Genomic DNA, 18,833 nt, shown 5'->3' with positions numbered 1-18,833 from the left:
GCTGATAAATTATTGCGCGTTTCTCAACACAATGGATGCTGAGTAATACAAGTCGCCAATAAAAATACACAGCTATAACTTACACAAAAAACGGCAGTATGGTATGATTTTGCCGACTTTCACCACAAGCCAAATTTCACAAATTTTCACTCCAAGCCTTGAGCCTACCTATGTTAGACAATGAACAATCAAATCCTACATCCACTGCTATCAATGCTGTTACCAAAGACAGTAACAGCACGCCTGTCACCTATCAGCAGATTCAATCTATTATCGCTGACGATTTCGAGATTATGGATAAGCAGGTGTATGGTAGTCTAAGCTCCAAAGTCAAACTGGTCATGTCGGTGAGTCAGCATGTCATCAACGCAGGCGGTAAGCGTATGCGGCCGCTGATTTCGCTGCTTTGCTCACGCATTTGTAACGATGAGCCATCACAAGCTGCCATGCATTTGGGCGCAATCACTGAGATGCTGCATACCGCAACGTTAGTACATGACGATGTGATTGATGCGTCAGGTATGCGCCGCGGTAAACCGACCGCAAATGCAACGTGGGATAATGCAACGGCTGTATTGGTCGGTGACTACCTGATTGCCCGTTCATTTAATCTTTTGGTGGGTTTTGGCTCGTTGCCGTTATTGCAGTTATTCTCAGATGGCACCTGTGATATCGCTGAAGGGGAAGTATTGCAGCTACAACATCAGCATGACCCTAAAGCTACCGAAGCCGATTATATGAAAATCATTGACGGTAAAACCTCTCGGCTATTTATGATGGCAAGTCAAGGCGTGGCTATTTTGGAAAATCGTCCTGAATACAATGACGCCTTCGCTAAATTTGGTCAGCACTTTGGTAATGCCTTCCAAATCATTGATGATATCTTAGACTTTGTCGGTGACAGTGAGGTTCTCGGCAAAAACGTGGGTGATGATATCGCTGAAGGCAAGCCAACCTTGCCGCTGATTAAAGCGCTTGAAATGACCACGGGTGATACGCATGAAAAATTACGGATTGCCATTCAGACAGGTCAAGTAAACGACACCCAAGAAATTATTGAAATTGTCAAAACCAGCGGCGCACTGGCGTATTGCCGTGACAAAGCGATGCAAGAAAGCGAGATTGCTAGACAAGCCGTGCTGACTTTGCCTGATTCACCATATCGCCAAGGTTTACTCGATTTGATGACGCTTGCCAGCCAAAGGTTATATTAACGTCATTAATCATTCATAAACCTTTGCTAAATTGAGGCGAAAAATCCCAAATTTGCCATGACTGACCACCCAATTAAATTTAAGCCTTCCAAACACGCGGATTTTATGCAGGCTGCCAAGGTGCGCACCCCAAAGTATAAATTCTATGTGGAAGTCGGTGGCGACCCTGCTCACCCTACCATCGTACTGATTATGGGCTTAGGCGCGCAAAGCTTGGTATGGCCCAATGAATTTTGCTATGCGTTAATCAATGCTGGCTTTCGGGTCGTGCGATTTGACAATCGCGACATAGGCAAATCCAGTAAGCTTAAGCACAAAAAACTGACCCCCGCTCATGATTCGCCCATTTATAAAGCCAAATTGCTGGGCAGATTTGGACTGGGGCTACCGCTAAAAAATTTGGAAACACCGTATGATTTGTACGACATGGCAGAAGATGCCTATCAACTGCTCAAAATGTTGGGCATCAAAAAATACTTTGTGATTGGTCAATCGATGGGCGGTATGATTGCGCAAATCATGGCGGTGCGTTATCCCCACCAAGTAGAAAAATTGGGACTATTATCCACCAGTAACAATCGACCCTTTTCGCGCCCACCCGCTATTGAAGCCATCAAGGCTTTTACCCAGCCACTACCCAAAAGCCAAGATGCTGACGCATTGACCCAGCAGTTCGTGCAGACCATCAAGACCATCGCCAGCCCCGATTACTTTGATGAACAAGCGGCGTTCAGCAAAGCTAAAAAACTATTTAAACGACGTTTTTATCCGAAAGGCACGCAGCGGCAGTTACTGGCGATTTTGGCGACGGGGTCACTGGTCGATATTGACAAACAAATCCACCAACCCACCCTCATCATTCATGGCAAACAAGACAAACTCATTCCATTTAGTCATGCCTATTCGCTTGCCAAGCATATTGCGCATAATAAATTGATACTTATTGATGAGCTTGGTCACGATATGCCCGTGGCACTGGTCGAGGTATTAGCAAGTTATTTTATTAATCATTTTCGTTATGATAGCCAACTAGGCTAGCTTTTTATGATGTTCAGCATTTGTTGCCAATCCACTGGCAATTTCTTCGGTAATGGCAAATCTTTTTCAAAATAGTATTTAAAACTTGCCATAAAGATAGTTGCCATCATGGTGGCTTGGTAATCAATCGCCTCCGCCGTTAAATAATCTGTCGCCTTTTGTTTTTTAGCCAGTTCAATAAAGTTTTGTTTACCCATCAAAAACATATCATGATAAAGATTGTGGTGTTGGGTGCGGATTTTCCACAGGGCAAGCATCTGTTGGCGGCGTTCAAACATTTTTTGTGAATGATTTTCCATAATCATTTGTAGCATTTGACTATCAGCATTGAGCCTGTCTTGAAATAGCTGGCTGACTTCCTGCTTGAAATCATCAATCATCTGCCCTGCCAAATCACCCTTACCACTGTAGTATTTATAAAAAGTAGCGCGATTGACTTTGGCGCGCTCCAAAATTGCTTGGATAGCGATATCGTTATACTCCTGCTCAGACAACAACATAATAAAGGCTTCACGGATGGCTTTATGGGTTTTGACAACACGTAAATCAGGTGACTTGTTACGACTTAAAATCATGGGGAAATGTTTCCTTATTAAAAAAATCTATCAATGGCTTTGACATTTTAAAATTTTTATCGATACAAATAGGCAATAATTGTTGCTTAAACACTTACTTTGTTTAATATTGTTGGTTTCGCAATCTAAGATTTTTTTTTAAAATAATGGCTGCCGATCACTAGGTAGTAATGTAGCTATCATTTAGTTATCCTAAAGTTTTGTGTCTTATCGTAAATATTGCAACAACAATGTCGCATTTATTTTATAATATTTTTTTTAAAATTCCCTACTTTTTATGAGGTTGGTATGAGATACCCAGTGTTGTTCATGGTGTCATTAGCGAGTTGTAGCTTATTAATCGGGTGTAATAAGTCAGACACAGCAGCCCAGCAACAAAGTGGCGGCGGCGGTGCAGCAGGTGCACAGGCGCAAATGCCACCCACAATAGTCAATGTACAGCCTGTAACATTCCAAACGATTCCACTTACCAAAGAGTTATCAGGTAAAGTTGTCGCCTATCAACAAGCCACCGTTACGCCGCAAGTATCAGGTATTATTGACCGCCAGTTGTTTCGCGAAGGCACTTTTGTCAAACAAAATCAGCCGTTATATCAAATCAATACCGATAGCTACACCAGTGTACTTGCCGGTAGTCGCGCAAGCCTTGACCAAAGCCTTGCCAGTGTCAATACCGCAAAAGCCAACTATAATAATGCCTTAGCGGTGCTAGAAACCCGCCAAGCCGAACTTGCGCTGGCTCAAACCAATTTAAACCGTCTAAAACAGCTACGTGGTACTGAAGCTATCTCCAGTCAAGAATATGACCAAGGGGCGACCGCCGTGCGTACCGCGCAAGCAGCGGTTAAAAATGCGCAGGCGCAAGTCGGGGTGGCACAAGCCAATATTGATGCCGCCCAAGCAGCGGCTCGCGGCGCACAACAATCAGTGAATAGCAACCAGCTCACCATGAGCCGTACCGTGGTTAAAGCGCCTATTAGTGGTATCACCAGTCGCTCAAATGTCAATGTCGGTGCGCTTGCCACCGCGGGCTCGACGCAGATGGTAACCGTCTCGCAGCTCAATCCAATTTATGTCGATATCAGTCAGTCAGCCGCCGAGTTATTGGCACTTCGTCAGCAATTTGCGGCTGGTAAACTTAGCACACCACGTACCGCTCAGGTTCAGTTAAAGCTCGCTGATGGCTCAACCTACCCGATGGTAGGACAACTTCGCTTTGAAGAAGCTAAAGTGGATAGTACCACAGGCACGGTTAATCTACGCGCGGTATTTAGCAATGATAACTTTGTGCTGTTGCCAGGGATGATGGTGAATGCCCAGTTGATTCAAGGTATTATCAATAATGCCGTATTATTGCCACAAAGTGCCATTAATCGTACCGCCAAAGGTGAATCAACCGTGTATGTGGTTGACGCCAATAATAAAATCCAAGTACGCCCAGTTACGGTTCAAGGTACGCACCAAGGTCAATGGATTGTCACTAGCGGTCTAAAACAAGGTGAGCAAGTGGTGATGGTTGGTGGCGCCAAAGTCAAACCAGATCAGCAAGTCAAAGCCATGCCTTATGTGGCGTCTACATCAGCCTCAACCGCGGTACCGACCAATGCTTCTACCACGACGACGACCAAAACGACCGTAACAAATAGCTCAACTACCGCCAAAACTGCGCAACCATAAGCACGGGAGATATCATGTCACGCTTTTTTATTGATAGACCCATCTTTGCTTGGGTGATTGCCATGCTCATCATGCTGATGGGTATCTTAGCAATTTTTAAATTACCGATTGAGCAGTATCCACGTATTGCCCCACCTACCATTAGTATCTCAGCAACTTATCCAGGTGCCGCTGCCCAAACCATTGAAGACTCCGTCACTCAGGTGATTGAGCAAAAAATGAAAGGGCTTGATGGATTGATGTATATGTCCTCAAGTTCATCATCAAGTGGCGCTGCGCAAATTACCTTGACCTTTGAGAATGGTACAGATCCCGATACGGCACAAGTCCAAGTCCAAAACAAACTGCAATCTGCCATGAGTTCGCTGCCAGAGATGGTGCAGCGCATGGGGGTCAACGTCAATAAGTCCACGAGTGGCTTCTTGATGGTACTGGCGATGACATCTGAAGATGGCAGTATGGATCGTGCCGATATTGCCGATTATCTCAACTCCAACGTGGTTGACCAGATCAGCCGTGTCGAGGGTGTAGGTAACGTCAATGTGTTTGGCTCTGCGTATTCCATGCGTATTTGGTTAGACCCTGAAAAACTTCGTACCTATGGCTTAATACCCTCGGATATCACCAGCGCAATTCAAGCGCAAAACGCGCAAGTATCAGCCGGTCAGCTAGGACAAACGCCGACTGACGAAGCCCGTCAAGCCATTAATGCCACAGTGACTGTGCAAAGTTACTTACAAACCCCAGAGCAATTTCGTAATATTTTGCTTAAAAGTAACACAAATGGCGCGCAAATTCGCTTGGGCGATGTCGCCAAAGTGGAAATTGGTAGTGAAAGCTACAGCGAGATTGCCCGCTACAATGGCAAAGATGCGGCAGGTATCGGTATCTCACTGTCATCTGGCGCCAATGCTTTAAGCACACGTGATGCCGTAGAAGCCAAACTCAAAGAGCTTGAACCTAATTTTCCTGCGGGCTTAAAAGCCTCGGTTGCTTATGACACCACGCCATTTGTACGTTTGTCGATTGAGGAAGTGGTCAGAACACTTGCTGAAGCGATTGCACTGGTATTCTTAGTGATGTTCTTGTTTTTACAAAGCTGGCGCGCAACGATTATTCCTACGTTGGCAGTACCTGTGGTAATACTGGGTACGTTTGGTATTTTGTACGTATTTGGCTATAGTATCAATGTGTTGACGCTGTTTGCCATGGTGTTATCCATCGGTCTGTTAGTCGATGATGCGATTGTCGTGGTCGAAAACGTTGAGCGTTTGCTGGAAGAAAATCCAGACATGACGCCACTGGAAGCCACCCGTGAATCGATGCGCGAAATCAGTAAAGTGGTCATTGGTATTTCCTTGGTTTTGTCGGCGGTATTTTTACCGATGGCATTCTTTGGCGGCTCAACTGGGGTGATTTATCGACAGTTCTCAGTGACGCTTATCAGCAGTATGGTACTATCAGCCTTAGTTGCGTTGATTTTCACCCCTGCCCTATGTGTGACTATCCTCAAACGCACTAAAGCCCATGACAAACACAGCGGGCATCAGACCGGTTTCTTTGGCGCATTTAACCGTATGTTTATGCGTCTTAGTGAAGGCTATGAAAGCTTCGTAGGTCGCAGTATCAAAATGCGCTGGCTGTATATGATTCCTTATGCCTTGGTGATTGCGGCATTGGTGTTCTTATTTACCCGTATTCCAAGTTCGTTTATTCCCGAAGAAGACCAAGGTGTGCTGTTTACATTGGTGCAACTGCCTGCCGGTAGTACCCAAAATCAAACGCAAGCGGTTATGGAAAAGGTCAACGCCTATTATAAAACCCAAGAAAAAGACCTTGTAGAATCTGTATTTATGGTCAATGGCTTTAGTTTTGCCGGTCAAGGGCAAAACATGGGGTTGGCATTTGTGCGCTTAAAAGATTGGGATGAGCGCCCGGGTAAAGAAAATACCGCGCAATCGATTGCCAAACGTGCCATGGGTTATTTTATGACCCAAATCAATGAAGCCCAAGTATATGCCATTTCACCGCCTGCTATTCAAGGTTTGGGTACGGCAACGGGTTTTGATCTGCAGCTACAAGACTCCGGCAACTTAGGTCACGAAGGCTTGCTGCAAGCCCGTAACATGCTACTAGGCATGGCGGCGCAAAATAAACAAGTCAGTGGCGTGCGTCCAAATGGACAAGAAGATTCACCCCAATATAAAGTCAACGTCAATTATGATTCTGCTGCGGCTATGGGTGTCGCGCCGAGCGTGATTAACAGTGTTCTTAGTACCGCTTGGGGTAGTAGCTACGTCAATGACTTTATGGATCGTGGTCGTATCAAAAAAGTGTATATGCAAGGTGAAGCTGAGAGCCGTACCACCCCAGAGGACATCAACAAATGGTATGTACGTAACAGTGACAATCAGATGATTCCGTTTAGCTCGTTTGCCACCGGTGAATGGCAGTATGGTTCGCCTACGCTAACGCGTTATAACAGCTTGTCATCGATGAACTTGCAAGGTAACGCAGCGCCAGGACTTAGTACCGGTCAAGCGATGACGGCGATGGAGCAAATGATTGCCAAACTGCCAAAAGGCATCAGTTATGAATGGACAGGTTTATCATTAGAAGAGAAAAAATCTGGCGCGCAAGCACCGATGCTGTACGCGATTTCGATTTTCGTGGTCTTCTTATGTTTAGCCGCGCTGTATGAAAGCTGGTCAATTCCCTTTGCAGTGCTACTTGTTGTGCCACTTGGGGTATTGGGTGCTGCACTGTTTACGGGTTTACGCGGCCTTTCAAACGATATTTATTTGCAAGTGGGTCTGCTGACCGTTGTCGGTTTATCAGCCAAAAATGCGATTTTGATTATTGAATTTGCCAAAGAACGACAAGATTTGGGACATAATCTATATGATTCGGTTACGGTCGCTGCTCGCCAACGCTTACGCCCGATTATCATGACATCATTGTCGTTTGGTGTTGGTGTGGTGCCCTTATTTTTGGCAACGGGCGCAGGCTCAGGTAGCCAAAATGCGATTGGTACAAGTGTGTTAGGCGGCGTGGTCAGTGCAACTATCCTAGGGGTGTTCTTTATCCCAGTGTTCTATGTGTGGATACGCTCACTGATTAAAGGTAGCAAACCGCATGACCCCAATGATGGTAATGATGGTGACTTACAACCCGTATCACCTTACTCGCCTAATCCTGCTGAACCTGTCGCTGTCACTCAGCCCACGCAGGTGAGTATCTACAAGCCTGATGACAGTTCACAATCCAACCATCAATAAGACATAAATGGGTAAACATTTTACCCATTTAATCTTTTACAATAACAAACACATTATGTTGATACAGGTAAGTTATATGGATTCTACCTTTCGCCTCGTACCCCTGACCGCTATAGTAGCTACCCTACTATCGCTCACCGCTTGTCAAACCATTCCAAAAGCCAAAACTGAGCCTGTCGTGGCGCAGCCGCATATCGCAATTAATCAGCCTTATGAGACCTATGACAGTCAGACCGTCAGCGGCACCAATCAGCCGAGCATCGCGTCTCAGCGTTGGCAGGACTTTTATAGCGATGCCAAGCTAAAACAACTGATTCAATTGGGGTTAGACAATAATAAAGACATCAGTGCCACGATTTTAGCGATTCAAAAAGCCCGCGCACAATACCAAATCCAAGACATCGCCGATGTGCCCACTATCAATTCATCTGCCAATGTAAATCGTGCAGGTGATTTTAAGGGCAATGCTGCCAACACTTATAATGTTGGACTAGCCATGTCAAGTTACGAGTTTGACTTTTGGGGACGTATTGCTAGCCTCAAAGATGCCGCTTTACAAAATTATCTTGCCACCACTGCTGCCAAAGATGCCGCGCAAATTAGCTTGATTAGTAACATTGCGCAAAGCTATGTGGCATACAGCTATAATCTGGCACAACTGCAACTTGCCAAACAAACCTTAGCCACGCGCCAAGATTCACTTCGCATTAACCAGTTGCGTTTTAAAGCAGGTCTTGATTCACAGCTAACTAGCGTACAAGCCCAAGCGGCGGTTGAAGCCGCCAAAGTGTCTATCGCCCAAGCACAAACCAATTTGTTGACCAACCAAAATGCCCTGCGCTATCTAGTAGGCGCCCCTGTGGATAATAGCCTACTACCCGCAGCGGGCATTAGTAGCATCACTAATAATCGTATTTTTGGCACGGGCTTACCCAGTGATTTATTATTGTATCGTCCTGATTTGCGTCAAGCGGAATATAACTTAAAAGCTGCGGGCGCAAATATTAACGCCGCGCGCGCCGCGTTTTATCCAACCATTAGCCTATCTGGTAATGTGGGTGCTGCCAGTTCAAGCTTAGGCGATTTGTTTAAAACAGGCGCATTTAGCTGGGGTTTTGGACCGAGTGTGAGCTTGCCGATTTTTGATGCAGGTCTACGTAAAGCCAACTACCAAGTGAGTGAAATCGAGCAACAACAAGCGCTAAATACTTATGAAAAAGCGATTCAAACCGCTTTTAAAGAAGTCAATGACGTATTTGCCAATCGCGCAACGTTAAATCAGCAGTTGACCGCGTACAACCAGTCGCTTGCTGCCAACCAAAAATACTATCAAATTGTTCAAGCGCGCTTCAAAGCAGGTTTAGACAATTATTTGGGCGTATTAGATGCACAGCGTTCGATTTATAGCAGCCAACAAAGTATTCTAAATACCAAGCAGTCGCAATTGCTCAGTCAAATTCAGCTTTACCAAGTTTTAGGTGGCGGGGTGAGTCGCGATGTGCCACTTGACACACCCACAGAAAAACATACGAATTACAGCACCAAGTTGTCACAGGTTGCCAATAATGCCCAGCAAAAAATTACTGATGCAGCCCATCAGCCTGCCCAAGTGACTACTAAAACGACCTCAACAACGACTACCACAACCACCGTGCAACCCTGATACATTAGACCTTGTCCATTAGACCTAGTGCATTAGATTAGCCGTAAGCTGTTATAGTAAAAAACCCACATCACTGTGGGTTTTTTATGGGTTTTTTACTATAAATGGCTGTTTTAAAACGCATAACTGGCGATGCCATGCGCGATGAGTTTTCCTTCATCATTAACCAACATCATCCGCGTGGTGCAGCCTTTGCGCCCCATACGAATTACTTCGGCTGTGACCATAAACTCATGACCGCGCCCAGGGGCTAGATAATCAACACGCAAATCGACGGTTGCCATGCGTTTGATTTTTTTGGTCTGCTCTTCAAACGTGCCTTGGTCACGACGATAGATTTCCAGCATGCCTTCAAGCCCGCCAATGGTATCTAATAGCGTCGCCGTCATACCGCCATGCAAAATCTCAAAATTTGGATTGCCGATGAGGTCGGGATTGGACTTGACCTTGCCATATACTTTGCCATTCTCATAGTGATAGGTAGTAAAGGTATGCGCCACAAATGGGCTTTGGGACATGATGTTGGCGAGCTGCTGCCCTAGCACATCAATACTAGGTTTGCTGATGGCGTGATGCTCACTGTCTTCATTGAGCTGCAGTTGCGACTCGTTTGCCAAATCAGGATGCTCATCATTTTCTTTAGACATTGTGTCAGTCATGTTAGTGCTGTCAGTCGATGACTGAGCGGCTAATTGATTGGCATTTACAGGGTTTAAACTCACGGCGCCCTCCATGCGTAAGTAGATTGTGGTAAGATAGCTTTTTAAAAAATTATCATTCTAGCAAATTTTGCTTATTTAGCCTTATACAATTTCAACGTTAATTGATAACATTACTTGATAATAAGTGTCACTCGATAATAAGAGGTTTTTATGAGTTATATTTTTAACCGTTCATTCCCCAATACTCGCTTACGTCGACTACGTTACAACGATAATGTCCGCGCTATGGTGCAAGAAACTAGCATTGAACCCAAGCATCTGATTGCGCCCGTGTTTGTCATTGAGGGTAAACAGCAGCGCCAAGCTGTGGCAAGCATGCCAGGCGTTGAGCGTTTGAGCGTGGACTTGCTAATTGAGTATGCCAAGCAACTACTCAGTCTAGGCGTCACCACCATTGATTTGTTCCCTGTCATTAGCCCAAGCCTTAAATCGCTACAGGCTGAACACGCCTATGATGAGAACGGTCTTGCCTGCACTGCTATCAAAGCAATTAAAGATGCCTTACCTGAGATGGTGGTGATGACTGATGTGGCGCTTGACCCGTATACCACCCATGGTCAAGACGGTATTGTCGACGACAATGGCTACGTGCTTAATGACATCACCGTTGACACTCTCGCCAAACAAGCCCTGAGCCACGCCCGTGCAGGCGCGGATATCATCTCGCCAAGCGATATGATGGATGGTCGTATTGCCGCGCTTCGCCAAGCATTGGATGGAGAAAATTTTATTAATACCGCAATCATGGCGTATTCTGCCAAATACGCGTCTGCCTATTATGGACCGTTTCGTGATGCCATCGGCAGCGCAGGCAACCTTAAAGGCGGACACAAAAAACAATACCAAATGGATTTTGGTAATCGCGCTGAAGCCCTGCATGAAGTCGCCCTCGACATCCAAGAAGGCGCTGACATGGTAATGGTAAAACCAGGTCAGCCTTATCTTGATTTGGTACGTGAGGTCAAAGATACGTTTGGCGTGCCGACTTATGCGTATCAAGTATCAGGTGAATATGCCATGCACATGGCAGCGATACAAAACGGCTGGTTAAGCGAGGACGTTATTTTGGAATCGCTGTTAGGGTTTCGCCGTGCAGGTGCCGATGGTATCTTAACTTATTTTGCAATGACGGCTGCCCAAAAGCTCAATCAATAATATCTTAAAGTTTGATTAAAACTAAAGGCGACACTGGTTTATCAATCAGTGTCGCCTTTTTCTGATGTTACATTTATTAACTTAAAAGCATCGAGCGCTATAACGAGGCCTATAAAACCTTACTTAATGTCATAGAGAATAACAAATCTGTTAACTTTCATTATTTTTTTACCCATTTATTTACTAAATATAAACTTAGTTAATCAATCAACTTCATGCACAATAAGGTAAAGCAACAATATACACTTTTATTTACCCCTATTGACTAAGCTTACTAACTAATTTTGGACTCGCCTTTTTTGGGGTCGTTTTTAGCGTTTTACAATAATTGATTACTTTTTGGTATTATATTTTTGAAAAAAATAAGCAGATAATGGGGTTAATAACAAATAAAAGACGAGAGTGGTATCTGTTAGCTGATTAATCGAGGATAAGATGATGAGTAATGCACCAATTTCTAGTAGTTCGATTGCTAATAGCCCAATCAAAAACGCTATGATGGCAGTGGCTATGATGTCATTTTTGGCACTCAGCTTTAAACTGTCAAGCGATTTGACAACGGATACTCAGCCATCGATAAGTCCGACTGACGCTGTGATTAGTACCTTAAATCAGCCCAACCAACAAACTGCGCTATCTACCCATAATTAAACTAGCCATAATTAACCTATTTTTATCAATTTAATAAATAGAGCATACGATTAATAAATTATGCAATGAATAAAAGATGCGCTGTGGCATCTTTTTTTTATGGCAGAAATCCACCACTGGGTTAGCTGTTTTTGCATGGATTTTTCTCAAAATTTTACCGCCAACTATGTCCTTATCTTTTGCGCTTTAGACTATAATAGTCGATTGTCCATTTTTTACTGAGCAACTTTTATTAACGGTGGAAGCGACTATGAGCCAATTAAACCCTCGCCAACAAGAAGCCATGCAATATGTCTCTGGACCTTTGCTGGTACTGGCAGGTGCAGGTTCGGGTAAAACATCGGTGATTACCCGTAAAATCGCTTATCTGATTGAAGAATGCCAAATGCCAGCCGAGCGTATCACTGCGGTCACCTTTACCAATAAAGCGGCTCGCGAGATGAAAGCCCGTGTGCAAAAATTATTGCCAAGTGATAAAACCAAAGGCTTAACTGTCTCGACTTTTCACCAATTTGGCTTGCAGTTTTTACGTTACGAGTTATTGCATACACCGCTTAAAGGCAATTTTTCCATCATGGATGCCGAAGATAGCAAGCGGCTGTTGATGGATTTGATGGTACGTGACAACATGAGTGGTGCCGAGAGCCGCGAATTGGTCGGTAAAGCTATCAAAATGATTTCGGATTGGAAAAACGACCTCATCCCCCCTGAAAAAGCAGCAGATACGCTCACCGACCCTGAAGATATGCTATTTGCAACGCTGTATCAACTCTACGAGCGTAACCTACGTGCCTACAATGCGGTCGATTTTGATGACTTAATTGTAATGCCGACACGGCTATTGCAGGAAAATAGCCAAGTACGTGATAAATGGCAAAATCGCATACGCTATCTATTGGTAGATGAATACCAAGACACCAATACCGCGCAATATGAATTGATTAAACTGCTCGTTGGCGTGCAGCCGCGTTTTACGGTGGTGGGTGATGATGACCAATCCATCTATGCATGGCGTGGGGCAAAACCTGAAAACATGGCACTGCTGCAAGAGGATTTTCCCAAATTAAAGGTGGTTAAGCTTGAGCAAAACTATCGCTCGACGTCGCGTATTTTGCACGCTGCCAACTCAGTGATCACCAATAATGAGCATTTATTTGAAAAAAAATTATGGTCAGATAAAGGGCATGGCGAGCTGATTCGCATCATCAATTGTCGTAACGATGATGATGAGGCAGAGCGCGTTGCCAAAGAAATCATCACCCACAAACTTCGCAATGCCAATGAATGGCAAGATTATGCGGTACTGTATCGTAGTAACTTTCAGGCGCGTATGTTGGAAGCCCAGCTACGTCAGCTGCAAATTCCTTATAAGTTATCGGGCGGCACGTCGTTCTTTGCCCGTAGTGAAATCAAAGACATTATGAGTTATTTGCGCTTGATTCTGAATCCTGAAGACGACAGTGCCTTTTTACGCATTATCAATACCCCAAAACGTGGTCTTGGACCTGCCAGCCTTGAAAAGCTCGGACTATTTGCCCAAGAACACCAAGTCTCGCTCTTGATGGCAAGTGGTCATAGTGGACTGACACATGTGTTACCCAAAAAAGCCAGTGGCGAGCTTAAAGAATTTGCTGATTTTATTGAGCGTTACACCCAAGAGCTATACCAGCATCCCGACCCTGTGCCGCTGGTCAAGCAAATGATTGATGAAACTGGCTATATTGATTTGGTACGAAGCGAAGCAAAAACCCCCCAGCAAGAAAAAATTCGTATTGATAATATCGAGACGCTTTACGCCAGTATCCAAAACCTGATTAACCGCGCGGATGATGACGATGATCGCACTATCGATGCAGTTATTCGTAAGCTTGTGTTACTTGATATGCTTGAGCAGCAACAGGAAGAGGAAAATACCAATAAAGTCAATCTGATGACGCTACACGCCGCTAAAGGGCTTGAGTTTGATTATGTCTATATTATGGGACTTGAAGAAGAACTATTACCGCATAAAAACTCTATTATTGCTGAATCCATCGAGGAAGAACGACGTTTGATGTATGTGGGGATTACCCGTGCCCGTAAAGAGCTGACCATGACGCTGGCTGCCCAGCGCCGTGCAGGCGGGCAAATGAAAACCACCACCCCTAGCCGATTTATCGACGAGTTGCCGACAGAACATATCGATGCCCCTGGCATGAAAAAATCAGCGGCAGCGCATCAACCCAAGAAAACCGCAGAGGATTATTTGGCCAATATTCAGGCGTTACTCAAAAGCAAAGCTGCCAAATAATTAATTGATAAAAAAAACGGCATAGCAGAAAAGGCGTAAAAAAAGGGCAAAAAAGGTAACTTTAAGCCCTTTTTTTATTGAAAAACAGCCTGTATGACAAATATTTGACCCAAACGCCCAAGTAGATGTAACTAAATATTTCTTAAAAAACTGGTGCTTGACAGGAGATGTAACAAAAAATTTCAAATAAGTAGCTTATTTACCTTTTTGGCAAATTTCATTTCATAACTTAACGTCCGACCTGTTAAACACAGACAGTAATCTAGATTTATTTTGCTATGATGGCTTTAACAAAACAAGCAGGGCAATAACTGGTTGATTAATCAGGGTCAACTAATAACGCTGAGTAGCAACTAGTTATATAGCTAATATTCAAATGAACTTAACTAAAATTTTACATTGCTTGTTGTGATACTTTTCAAAAAACTTCTAAAGGAGAAGACGATGAAAACTTTAAATCAAACCCTTTTAGCTTTAATTGCAGGTACAGTTGTCACTGCAGGTGCAAACGCTGCTCTTTATCAAACCAATACTGTTGGCTACACCGGTCAACCTTATGTAGGTGTCAAAGCGGGTCAATTTAATACTGATGTTGACCGTCTTGATACTGATAACCAAACCGCTTATGGTGTGTATGCAGGTTATAATTTTACCCCTAACTTTGGTGCAGAAGTTGAATATGTAGATTCTTCAGAAGAAGATCTAAAACTTAGCGGTACAAAAGTAGGTGAAATTAGCACTAACACGGCAGGTTTATATGGTACCTATAAATATCAATTCCCAGCATCTAATGTTTATGCCAAAGGTAAATTAGGTTTTGCGCAAACCCAAGTTGATTTTGGTGATGATAAATATGATGAGTCAGGTCTTGCAGGTGGTGTCGGTTTAGGTTATAACCTTTCGCCAAATGCATCTGTAGAAGCTGAATATACGCGTCTGCCTTCAGTTGACGTAACAAACAATGTTTCAGTTGACTCAGACTTAGTCACTGTCGGTGCTCACTATAAATTCTAATTGAATTGCTAATTGAATTAATAGATGAATACTGGATATCAATACAAAAGAGTAGCTTATGGCTGCTCTTTTTTTGGTTTCTTCTTTTTGGTTAAGAAAACTTACTTTGGTATTCGCTCAGTATCGTGCCATTTAGGTTTATAATATAGTAGTTTTTTACAATTTTTTATAAATTCAAGATAAGTTGGTAAGCATGAAGCAAGTACAAGTCAAGATTTTAAACCCCAAAATTGGTAATGATGATAAATTTCCCCTACCTCATCGGGCGACAGACGGCTCGGCGGGTATAGATTTGCGCGCTTGTATCGATGAGCCTATCACCATAAAAGCTGGTGAAAGCCAGTTGATTGGTACAGGACTCGCCATCTACATCCAAGACCCTGATTATGTCGGTTTTATCATGCCGCGCTCAGGGCTGGGACATAAGCATGGCATTGTACTGGGTAATCTGACGGGTGTGATTGATGCGGATTACCAAGGCGAATTAATGGTCTCTATCTGGAACCGTAGTCAAACCGATTATGTCTTACAACCTAGCGAGAAAATGGCGCAGTACTTGGTCGTGCCGATTGCGCGTCCGACTTTTGAGATTGTAGCGGAGTTTTCTGATATCAGTGTACGCGGTGAAGGCGGCTTTGGCTCAACGGGAACCCATTAATTGTTACCGTTTTCTCATTTTTTTTTAACAATTTATAACAGAGTATTTAATTATTTTGCCAAATTTCAATGCTATGATTTTGGTAGTATAAAATCAGTTAGATGTTTTTTTTATGAATACTCTGTTTATTCATCCTTTTTTTCCGCAAAAATCCCTTTTTAAAGCTTACGATATTCGTGGTGATGTCACCTTATTTACCGATGATTTTGTGTGGTCATTGGCAAGGGCGTTTGCCGAGCTCTTTGTCTATGCTCACCAAACGACAGCAACAACGCCAACGTTAGCGGTGAACAAGCCTACGGTTGTCATCGGGTACGATGCTCGCCACCAAAGCCAAGAAATTGCCAAATGTATCGCCTATGCTTGCCAGCAAGCCGGTCTAGTGGTGCAGTGGTTGGGACTGACAACCACACCGATGATGGCATTTATGGCACAGCAATTTTCCGGTAATGGGCTGATGGTCACCGCCAGTCATTCGCAAAAGCATATCAATGGCATTAAATGGCTCATCAATCATGAGTCGCCGAGCGGTGATGATGTACAGCAGCTTTATGAGGCTTTAATTGGCTACAAAGCCATCGTGCCTGATGACAGGCTTATTGATGCCATCAGGCAAACCCACTATTCAACGCCCAAAGATTTTTTTGCAGCTTATATCCAAGCTATCCAGCAGGCTTTTACTCACATCAATCAAGCCAAACTCACTCAGACCACCTATTTTCATGCCCCACAGCAAATTGTCATCGACTGTATGCATGGTGCGACCAGTGATTTTGCAGAGGCTCTATTTAGCCAGCTTGGCTATTATTGCATCATGCTAAACGCCTCCCCCGATGGCAATTTCCCCCAAGGTAACCCAGACCCAACGCAATCCAATCGCTTGACACAATTAGCTCACACAGTCAAAGCTACAGGCTCAGATATTGGCTTGGCTTTTGATGGCGATGGCGATCGGGTGATGGTAATTGATGCACAGGGTCAGATGATTAGCCCTGACAATTTGCTTTATCTACTCTCTCGCATTGCCATTGAAGAATTGCCCAGTACGTATACATCAACTGATAAAAAAGTCATTTTTGATGTCAAATGCTCGCATCACGTACCCAGTCTCATCGCTTCGCATGGTGCCACCCCGATGATGACCAAAACTGGCAGTAGCTTGATGCGAAAGTCGCTACAAAACAAATCAGACAACGCGATTTTTGCAGGTGAGTTATCAGGGCATTTTATTTTTAACGATGGCTATTTTGTGCTACATGACGACGCCATGTACGCAGCTGCCCGCTTGCTCAATTGGCTGAGCCATCAACCTATCAGCCTTAACGATATTCTAGCAAGTTTGCCCACTTGCATTAGTACGGCGGATATGTACCTACCTATTGCGGATAACCATTATGGTCAAACCGTTATTGCCCGTATCACGGCACTGGGGAAAAAGCCGTTTAAACGATTAAAATCCTCATTTGCGGTCAAAAATGTCAATACGATTGATGGGTTACGCTTGGATTTTGCGGAGGGATTTGGTATTTTACGCAAGTCAAATACGGGCAGTTTTTTGACCGTGCGTTTTTCTGCCAATGACGTCGCTGAGCTGCGGCATATTCAATCTATTTTTGTTGACTTATGTCGTACGATTGATGACAATCTTGCCGAACAAGTCGCACAAATTCAGCCTGTATAAACACCGCTTGTAAAATCGCATTTTAAAAAACGTCTCTAGCAAAATTATATAAGGATTTGAAATGGCATTAGATCTTGAGCAAGCCATGCATACCGCTGACGTATTGACTGAAGCACTACCCTACATCCAACGTTTTGAAGGTAAAGTAATGGTAGTCAAATACGGCGGCAATGCCATGACTGATCCGATATTAGAAAGTTCTTTTGCCAGAGATATCGTCATGTTAAAAACCGTAGGCATTCATCCTGTGGTCGTCCATGGCGGCGGTCCACAAGTCGATAACTTGCTTAGAGAATTGGGGCGCAGCTCTGACCGTATTGATGGCATGCGAGTGACCGACAAAGCCACCATGGATGTAGTGGAAATGGTACTTGGTGGTAGCGTCAATAAATCTATCGTCAATCTCATCAACAAACACGGTGGTCGTGCTATTGGCTTAACGGGTAAAGATGCCAGTCTCATTCGCGCTAAAAAATTACCCATGAGCAAAACGGACGAACAAGGCAACCAACAACAAATTGACTTGGGATTTGTAGGTGATGTGGTCAGCATCAATCGTGATGTGATTGATTTGATGATTGCCTCTAACTTTATTCCTGTCATCGCACCGCTTGGCGTGGATGATGAAGGCAATACTTACAATATCAATGCCGATGTGGTGGCAGGGAAAGTCGCTGAGTTCATGCTCGCGGAAAAACTGATTTTACTCACCAACATCAAAGGGGTGCTTGATAAAGAAGGCAATGTTGCCACTGGACTTACCCCTAGCAAGGTGGATGAGATGATTGCCGATGGCACTATCTCTGGCGGTATGATTCCAAAAATCAGCTATGCGCTAGAAGCGGTAAAAAACGGGGTAAAAAGTGCGGTGATTGTCGATGGTCGTGTCCCGCATGCGACCTTGCTAGAGGTCTTTACCGATAAAGGCGTTGGTACTCTCATCAGCCGCCATCCTTGAAGTAACTTTTGCGTTACTTATGTTTCTGAGTGGTTTTTGGGTTGCTTTTGGGTTAATAAGCCGCTGATTGAGGCGGTTTTTTTTCGCTCACAATATGGGTCAAATATAGGATAGATTTTAGAATTACAACACAAATGTAATTGGTATTTTTTCTAATATTGACTATCATGACTATTTTAATTTGCAAATTTATATAATGTTGCAAGCGGCTGTAGCAGATAATAGCAATTATTTGGAATTCATATTCACGTACCACTTA

The 18,833-nt window shown here is 43.9% G+C and carries 14 protein-coding genes; 12 read left to right on the top strand and 2 right to left on the bottom strand.

Going from position 1 to position 18,833, the window contains the following annotated elements; all coding sequences use genetic code 11:
* The first annotated feature begins 293 nt into the window (after positions 1–293).
* Together RTN07_RS00715 and RTN07_RS00710 are read left to right on the top strand one after the other, a co-directional pair.
* On the top strand, positions 294–1,214 hold the full coding sequence (locus RTN07_RS00715; protein ID WP_312175385.1) for a polyprenyl synthetase family protein: 921 nt from the start codon (positions 294–296) through the stop codon (positions 1,212–1,214).
* Positions 1,215–1,319: 105 nt separating this feature from the next.
* Positions 1,320–2,252, top strand: coding sequence for an alpha/beta fold hydrolase (locus tag RTN07_RS00710; protein WP_312174807.1), 933 nt, complete (start codon positions 1,320–1,322; stop codon positions 2,250–2,252).
* On the opposite strand, the gene RTN07_RS00705 is transcribed toward RTN07_RS00710, so the two are convergent.
* Entirely contained in the window at positions 2,249–2,827 is a 579-nt protein-coding gene (locus tag RTN07_RS00705) for a TetR/AcrR family transcriptional regulator (RefSeq protein ID WP_312174804.1), read from the bottom strand. The genes RTN07_RS00710 and RTN07_RS00705 overlap by 4 nt on opposite strands.
* Positions 2,828–3,115: 288 nt before the next feature.
* Here RTN07_RS00705 and RTN07_RS00700 point away from each other — a divergent pair, with 288 nt between their 5' ends.
* The 3 genes from RTN07_RS00700 to RTN07_RS00690 all read left to right on the top strand — a co-directional run bounded on the left by RTN07_RS00700 (position 3,116) and on the right by RTN07_RS00690 (position 9,445).
* Entirely contained in the window at positions 3,116–4,504 is a 1,389-nt protein-coding gene (locus RTN07_RS00700; RefSeq protein ID WP_312174802.1) for an efflux RND transporter periplasmic adaptor subunit, read from the top strand.
* A gap of 14 nt (positions 4,505–4,518) precedes the next feature.
* Entirely contained in the window at positions 4,519–7,782 is a 3,264-nt protein-coding gene (locus RTN07_RS00695) for an efflux RND transporter permease subunit (protein WP_312174799.1), read from the top strand.
* Between the two features lie 76 nt (positions 7,783–7,858).
* The gene (locus tag RTN07_RS00690) at positions 7,859–9,445 is read left to right on the top strand and encodes an efflux transporter outer membrane subunit (RefSeq protein WP_312174797.1); all 1,587 of its coding nucleotides are present in this window, start codon (positions 7,859–7,861) and stop codon (positions 9,443–9,445) included.
* A gap of 113 nt (positions 9,446–9,558) precedes the next feature.
* Here the strand turns inward: RTN07_RS00690 and RTN07_RS00685 are convergent, their stop codons facing one another.
* A complete protein-coding gene (locus RTN07_RS00685) occupies positions 9,559–10,167 on the bottom strand; it encodes a thioesterase family protein (RefSeq protein ID WP_312174794.1) in 609 nt (202 codons plus the stop codon).
* Positions 10,168–10,317: 150 nt separating this feature from the next.
* On the opposite strand from RTN07_RS00685, the gene hemB reads away from it, so the two are divergent.
* From hemB to argB, 7 genes are all read left to right on the top strand, one after another.
* The gene (gene hemB, locus RTN07_RS00680) at positions 10,318–11,322 is read left to right on the top strand and encodes a porphobilinogen synthase (RefSeq protein ID WP_312174792.1); all 1,005 of its coding nucleotides are present in this window, start codon (positions 10,318–10,320) and stop codon (positions 11,320–11,322) included.
* Between the two features lie 438 nt (positions 11,323–11,760).
* The gene (locus RTN07_RS00675) at positions 11,761–11,973 is read left to right on the top strand and encodes a hypothetical protein (protein ID WP_312174789.1); all 213 of its coding nucleotides are present in this window, start codon (positions 11,761–11,763) and stop codon (positions 11,971–11,973) included.
* A gap of 250 nt (positions 11,974–12,223) precedes the next feature.
* On the top strand, positions 12,224–14,263 hold the full coding sequence (locus tag RTN07_RS00670; protein WP_312174786.1) for a UvrD-helicase domain-containing protein: 2,040 nt from the start codon (positions 12,224–12,226) through the stop codon (positions 14,261–14,263).
* 444 nt (positions 14,264–14,707) lie between these two features.
* Positions 14,708–15,277: a porin family protein gene (locus RTN07_RS00665; protein WP_076774511.1), complete on the top strand. Its 570-nt coding sequence runs from the start codon at positions 14,708–14,710 to the stop codon at positions 15,275–15,277.
* Positions 15,278–15,470: 193 nt separating this feature from the next.
* The gene (dut, locus tag RTN07_RS00660; RefSeq protein WP_065252349.1) at positions 15,471–15,935 is read left to right on the top strand and encodes a dUTP diphosphatase; all 465 of its coding nucleotides are present in this window, start codon (positions 15,471–15,473) and stop codon (positions 15,933–15,935) included.
* A 112-nt stretch (positions 15,936–16,047) separates the two neighbouring features.
* Entirely contained in the window at positions 16,048–17,616 is a 1,569-nt protein-coding gene (locus tag RTN07_RS00655; RefSeq protein ID WP_312174783.1) for a phosphomannomutase/phosphoglucomutase, read from the top strand.
* 61 nt (positions 17,617–17,677) lie between these two features.
* Entirely contained in the window at positions 17,678–18,574 is an 897-nt protein-coding gene (gene argB, locus RTN07_RS00650) for an acetylglutamate kinase (protein WP_312174781.1), read from the top strand.
* The last annotated feature ends 259 nt before the right edge of the window (positions 18,575–18,833 follow it).

The organism is Moraxella sp. CTOTU46934 (assembly GCF_031979465.1).
Taxonomy (GTDB): Bacteria; Pseudomonadota; Gammaproteobacteria; order Pseudomonadales; family Moraxellaceae; genus Faucicola; species Faucicola tetraodonis.
This window is presented reverse-complemented; position numbering and strand designations above follow the sequence as displayed.

Excerpts from the sequence above, each read along its gene's own strand:
- RTN07_RS00715 (WP_312175385.1), top strand. The coding sequence starts at position 294 with ATGGATAAGCAGGTGTATGGTAGTCTAAGCTCCAAAGTCAAACTGGTC.
- RTN07_RS00710 (WP_312174807.1), top strand. The coding sequence starts at position 1,320 with ATGCAGGCTGCCAAGGTGCGCACCCCAAAGTATAAATTCTATGTGGAA.
- RTN07_RS00705 (WP_312174804.1), bottom strand. The coding sequence starts at position 2,827 with ATGATTTTAAGTCGTAACAAGTCACCTGATTTACGTGTTGTCAAAACC.
- RTN07_RS00700 (WP_312174802.1), top strand. The coding sequence starts at position 3,116 with ATGAGATACCCAGTGTTGTTCATGGTGTCATTAGCGAGTTGTAGCTTA.
- RTN07_RS00695 (WP_312174799.1), top strand. The coding sequence starts at position 4,519 with ATGTCACGCTTTTTTATTGATAGACCCATCTTTGCTTGGGTGATTGCC.
- RTN07_RS00690 (WP_312174797.1), top strand. The coding sequence starts at position 7,859 with ATGGATTCTACCTTTCGCCTCGTACCCCTGACCGCTATAGTAGCTACC.
- hemB (WP_312174792.1), top strand. The coding sequence starts at position 10,318 with ATGAGTTATATTTTTAACCGTTCATTCCCCAATACTCGCTTACGTCGA.
- RTN07_RS00675 (WP_312174789.1), top strand. The coding sequence starts at position 11,761 with ATGAGTAATGCACCAATTTCTAGTAGTTCGATTGCTAATAGCCCAATC.
- RTN07_RS00670 (WP_312174786.1), top strand. The coding sequence starts at position 12,224 with ATGAGCCAATTAAACCCTCGCCAACAAGAAGCCATGCAATATGTCTCT.
- RTN07_RS00665 (WP_076774511.1), top strand. The coding sequence starts at position 14,708 with ATGAAAACTTTAAATCAAACCCTTTTAGCTTTAATTGCAGGTACAGTT.
- dut (WP_065252349.1), top strand. The coding sequence starts at position 15,471 with ATGAAGCAAGTACAAGTCAAGATTTTAAACCCCAAAATTGGTAATGAT.
- RTN07_RS00655 (WP_312174783.1), top strand. The coding sequence starts at position 16,048 with ATGAATACTCTGTTTATTCATCCTTTTTTTCCGCAAAAATCCCTTTTT.
- argB (WP_312174781.1), top strand. The coding sequence starts at position 17,678 with ATGGCATTAGATCTTGAGCAAGCCATGCATACCGCTGACGTATTGACT.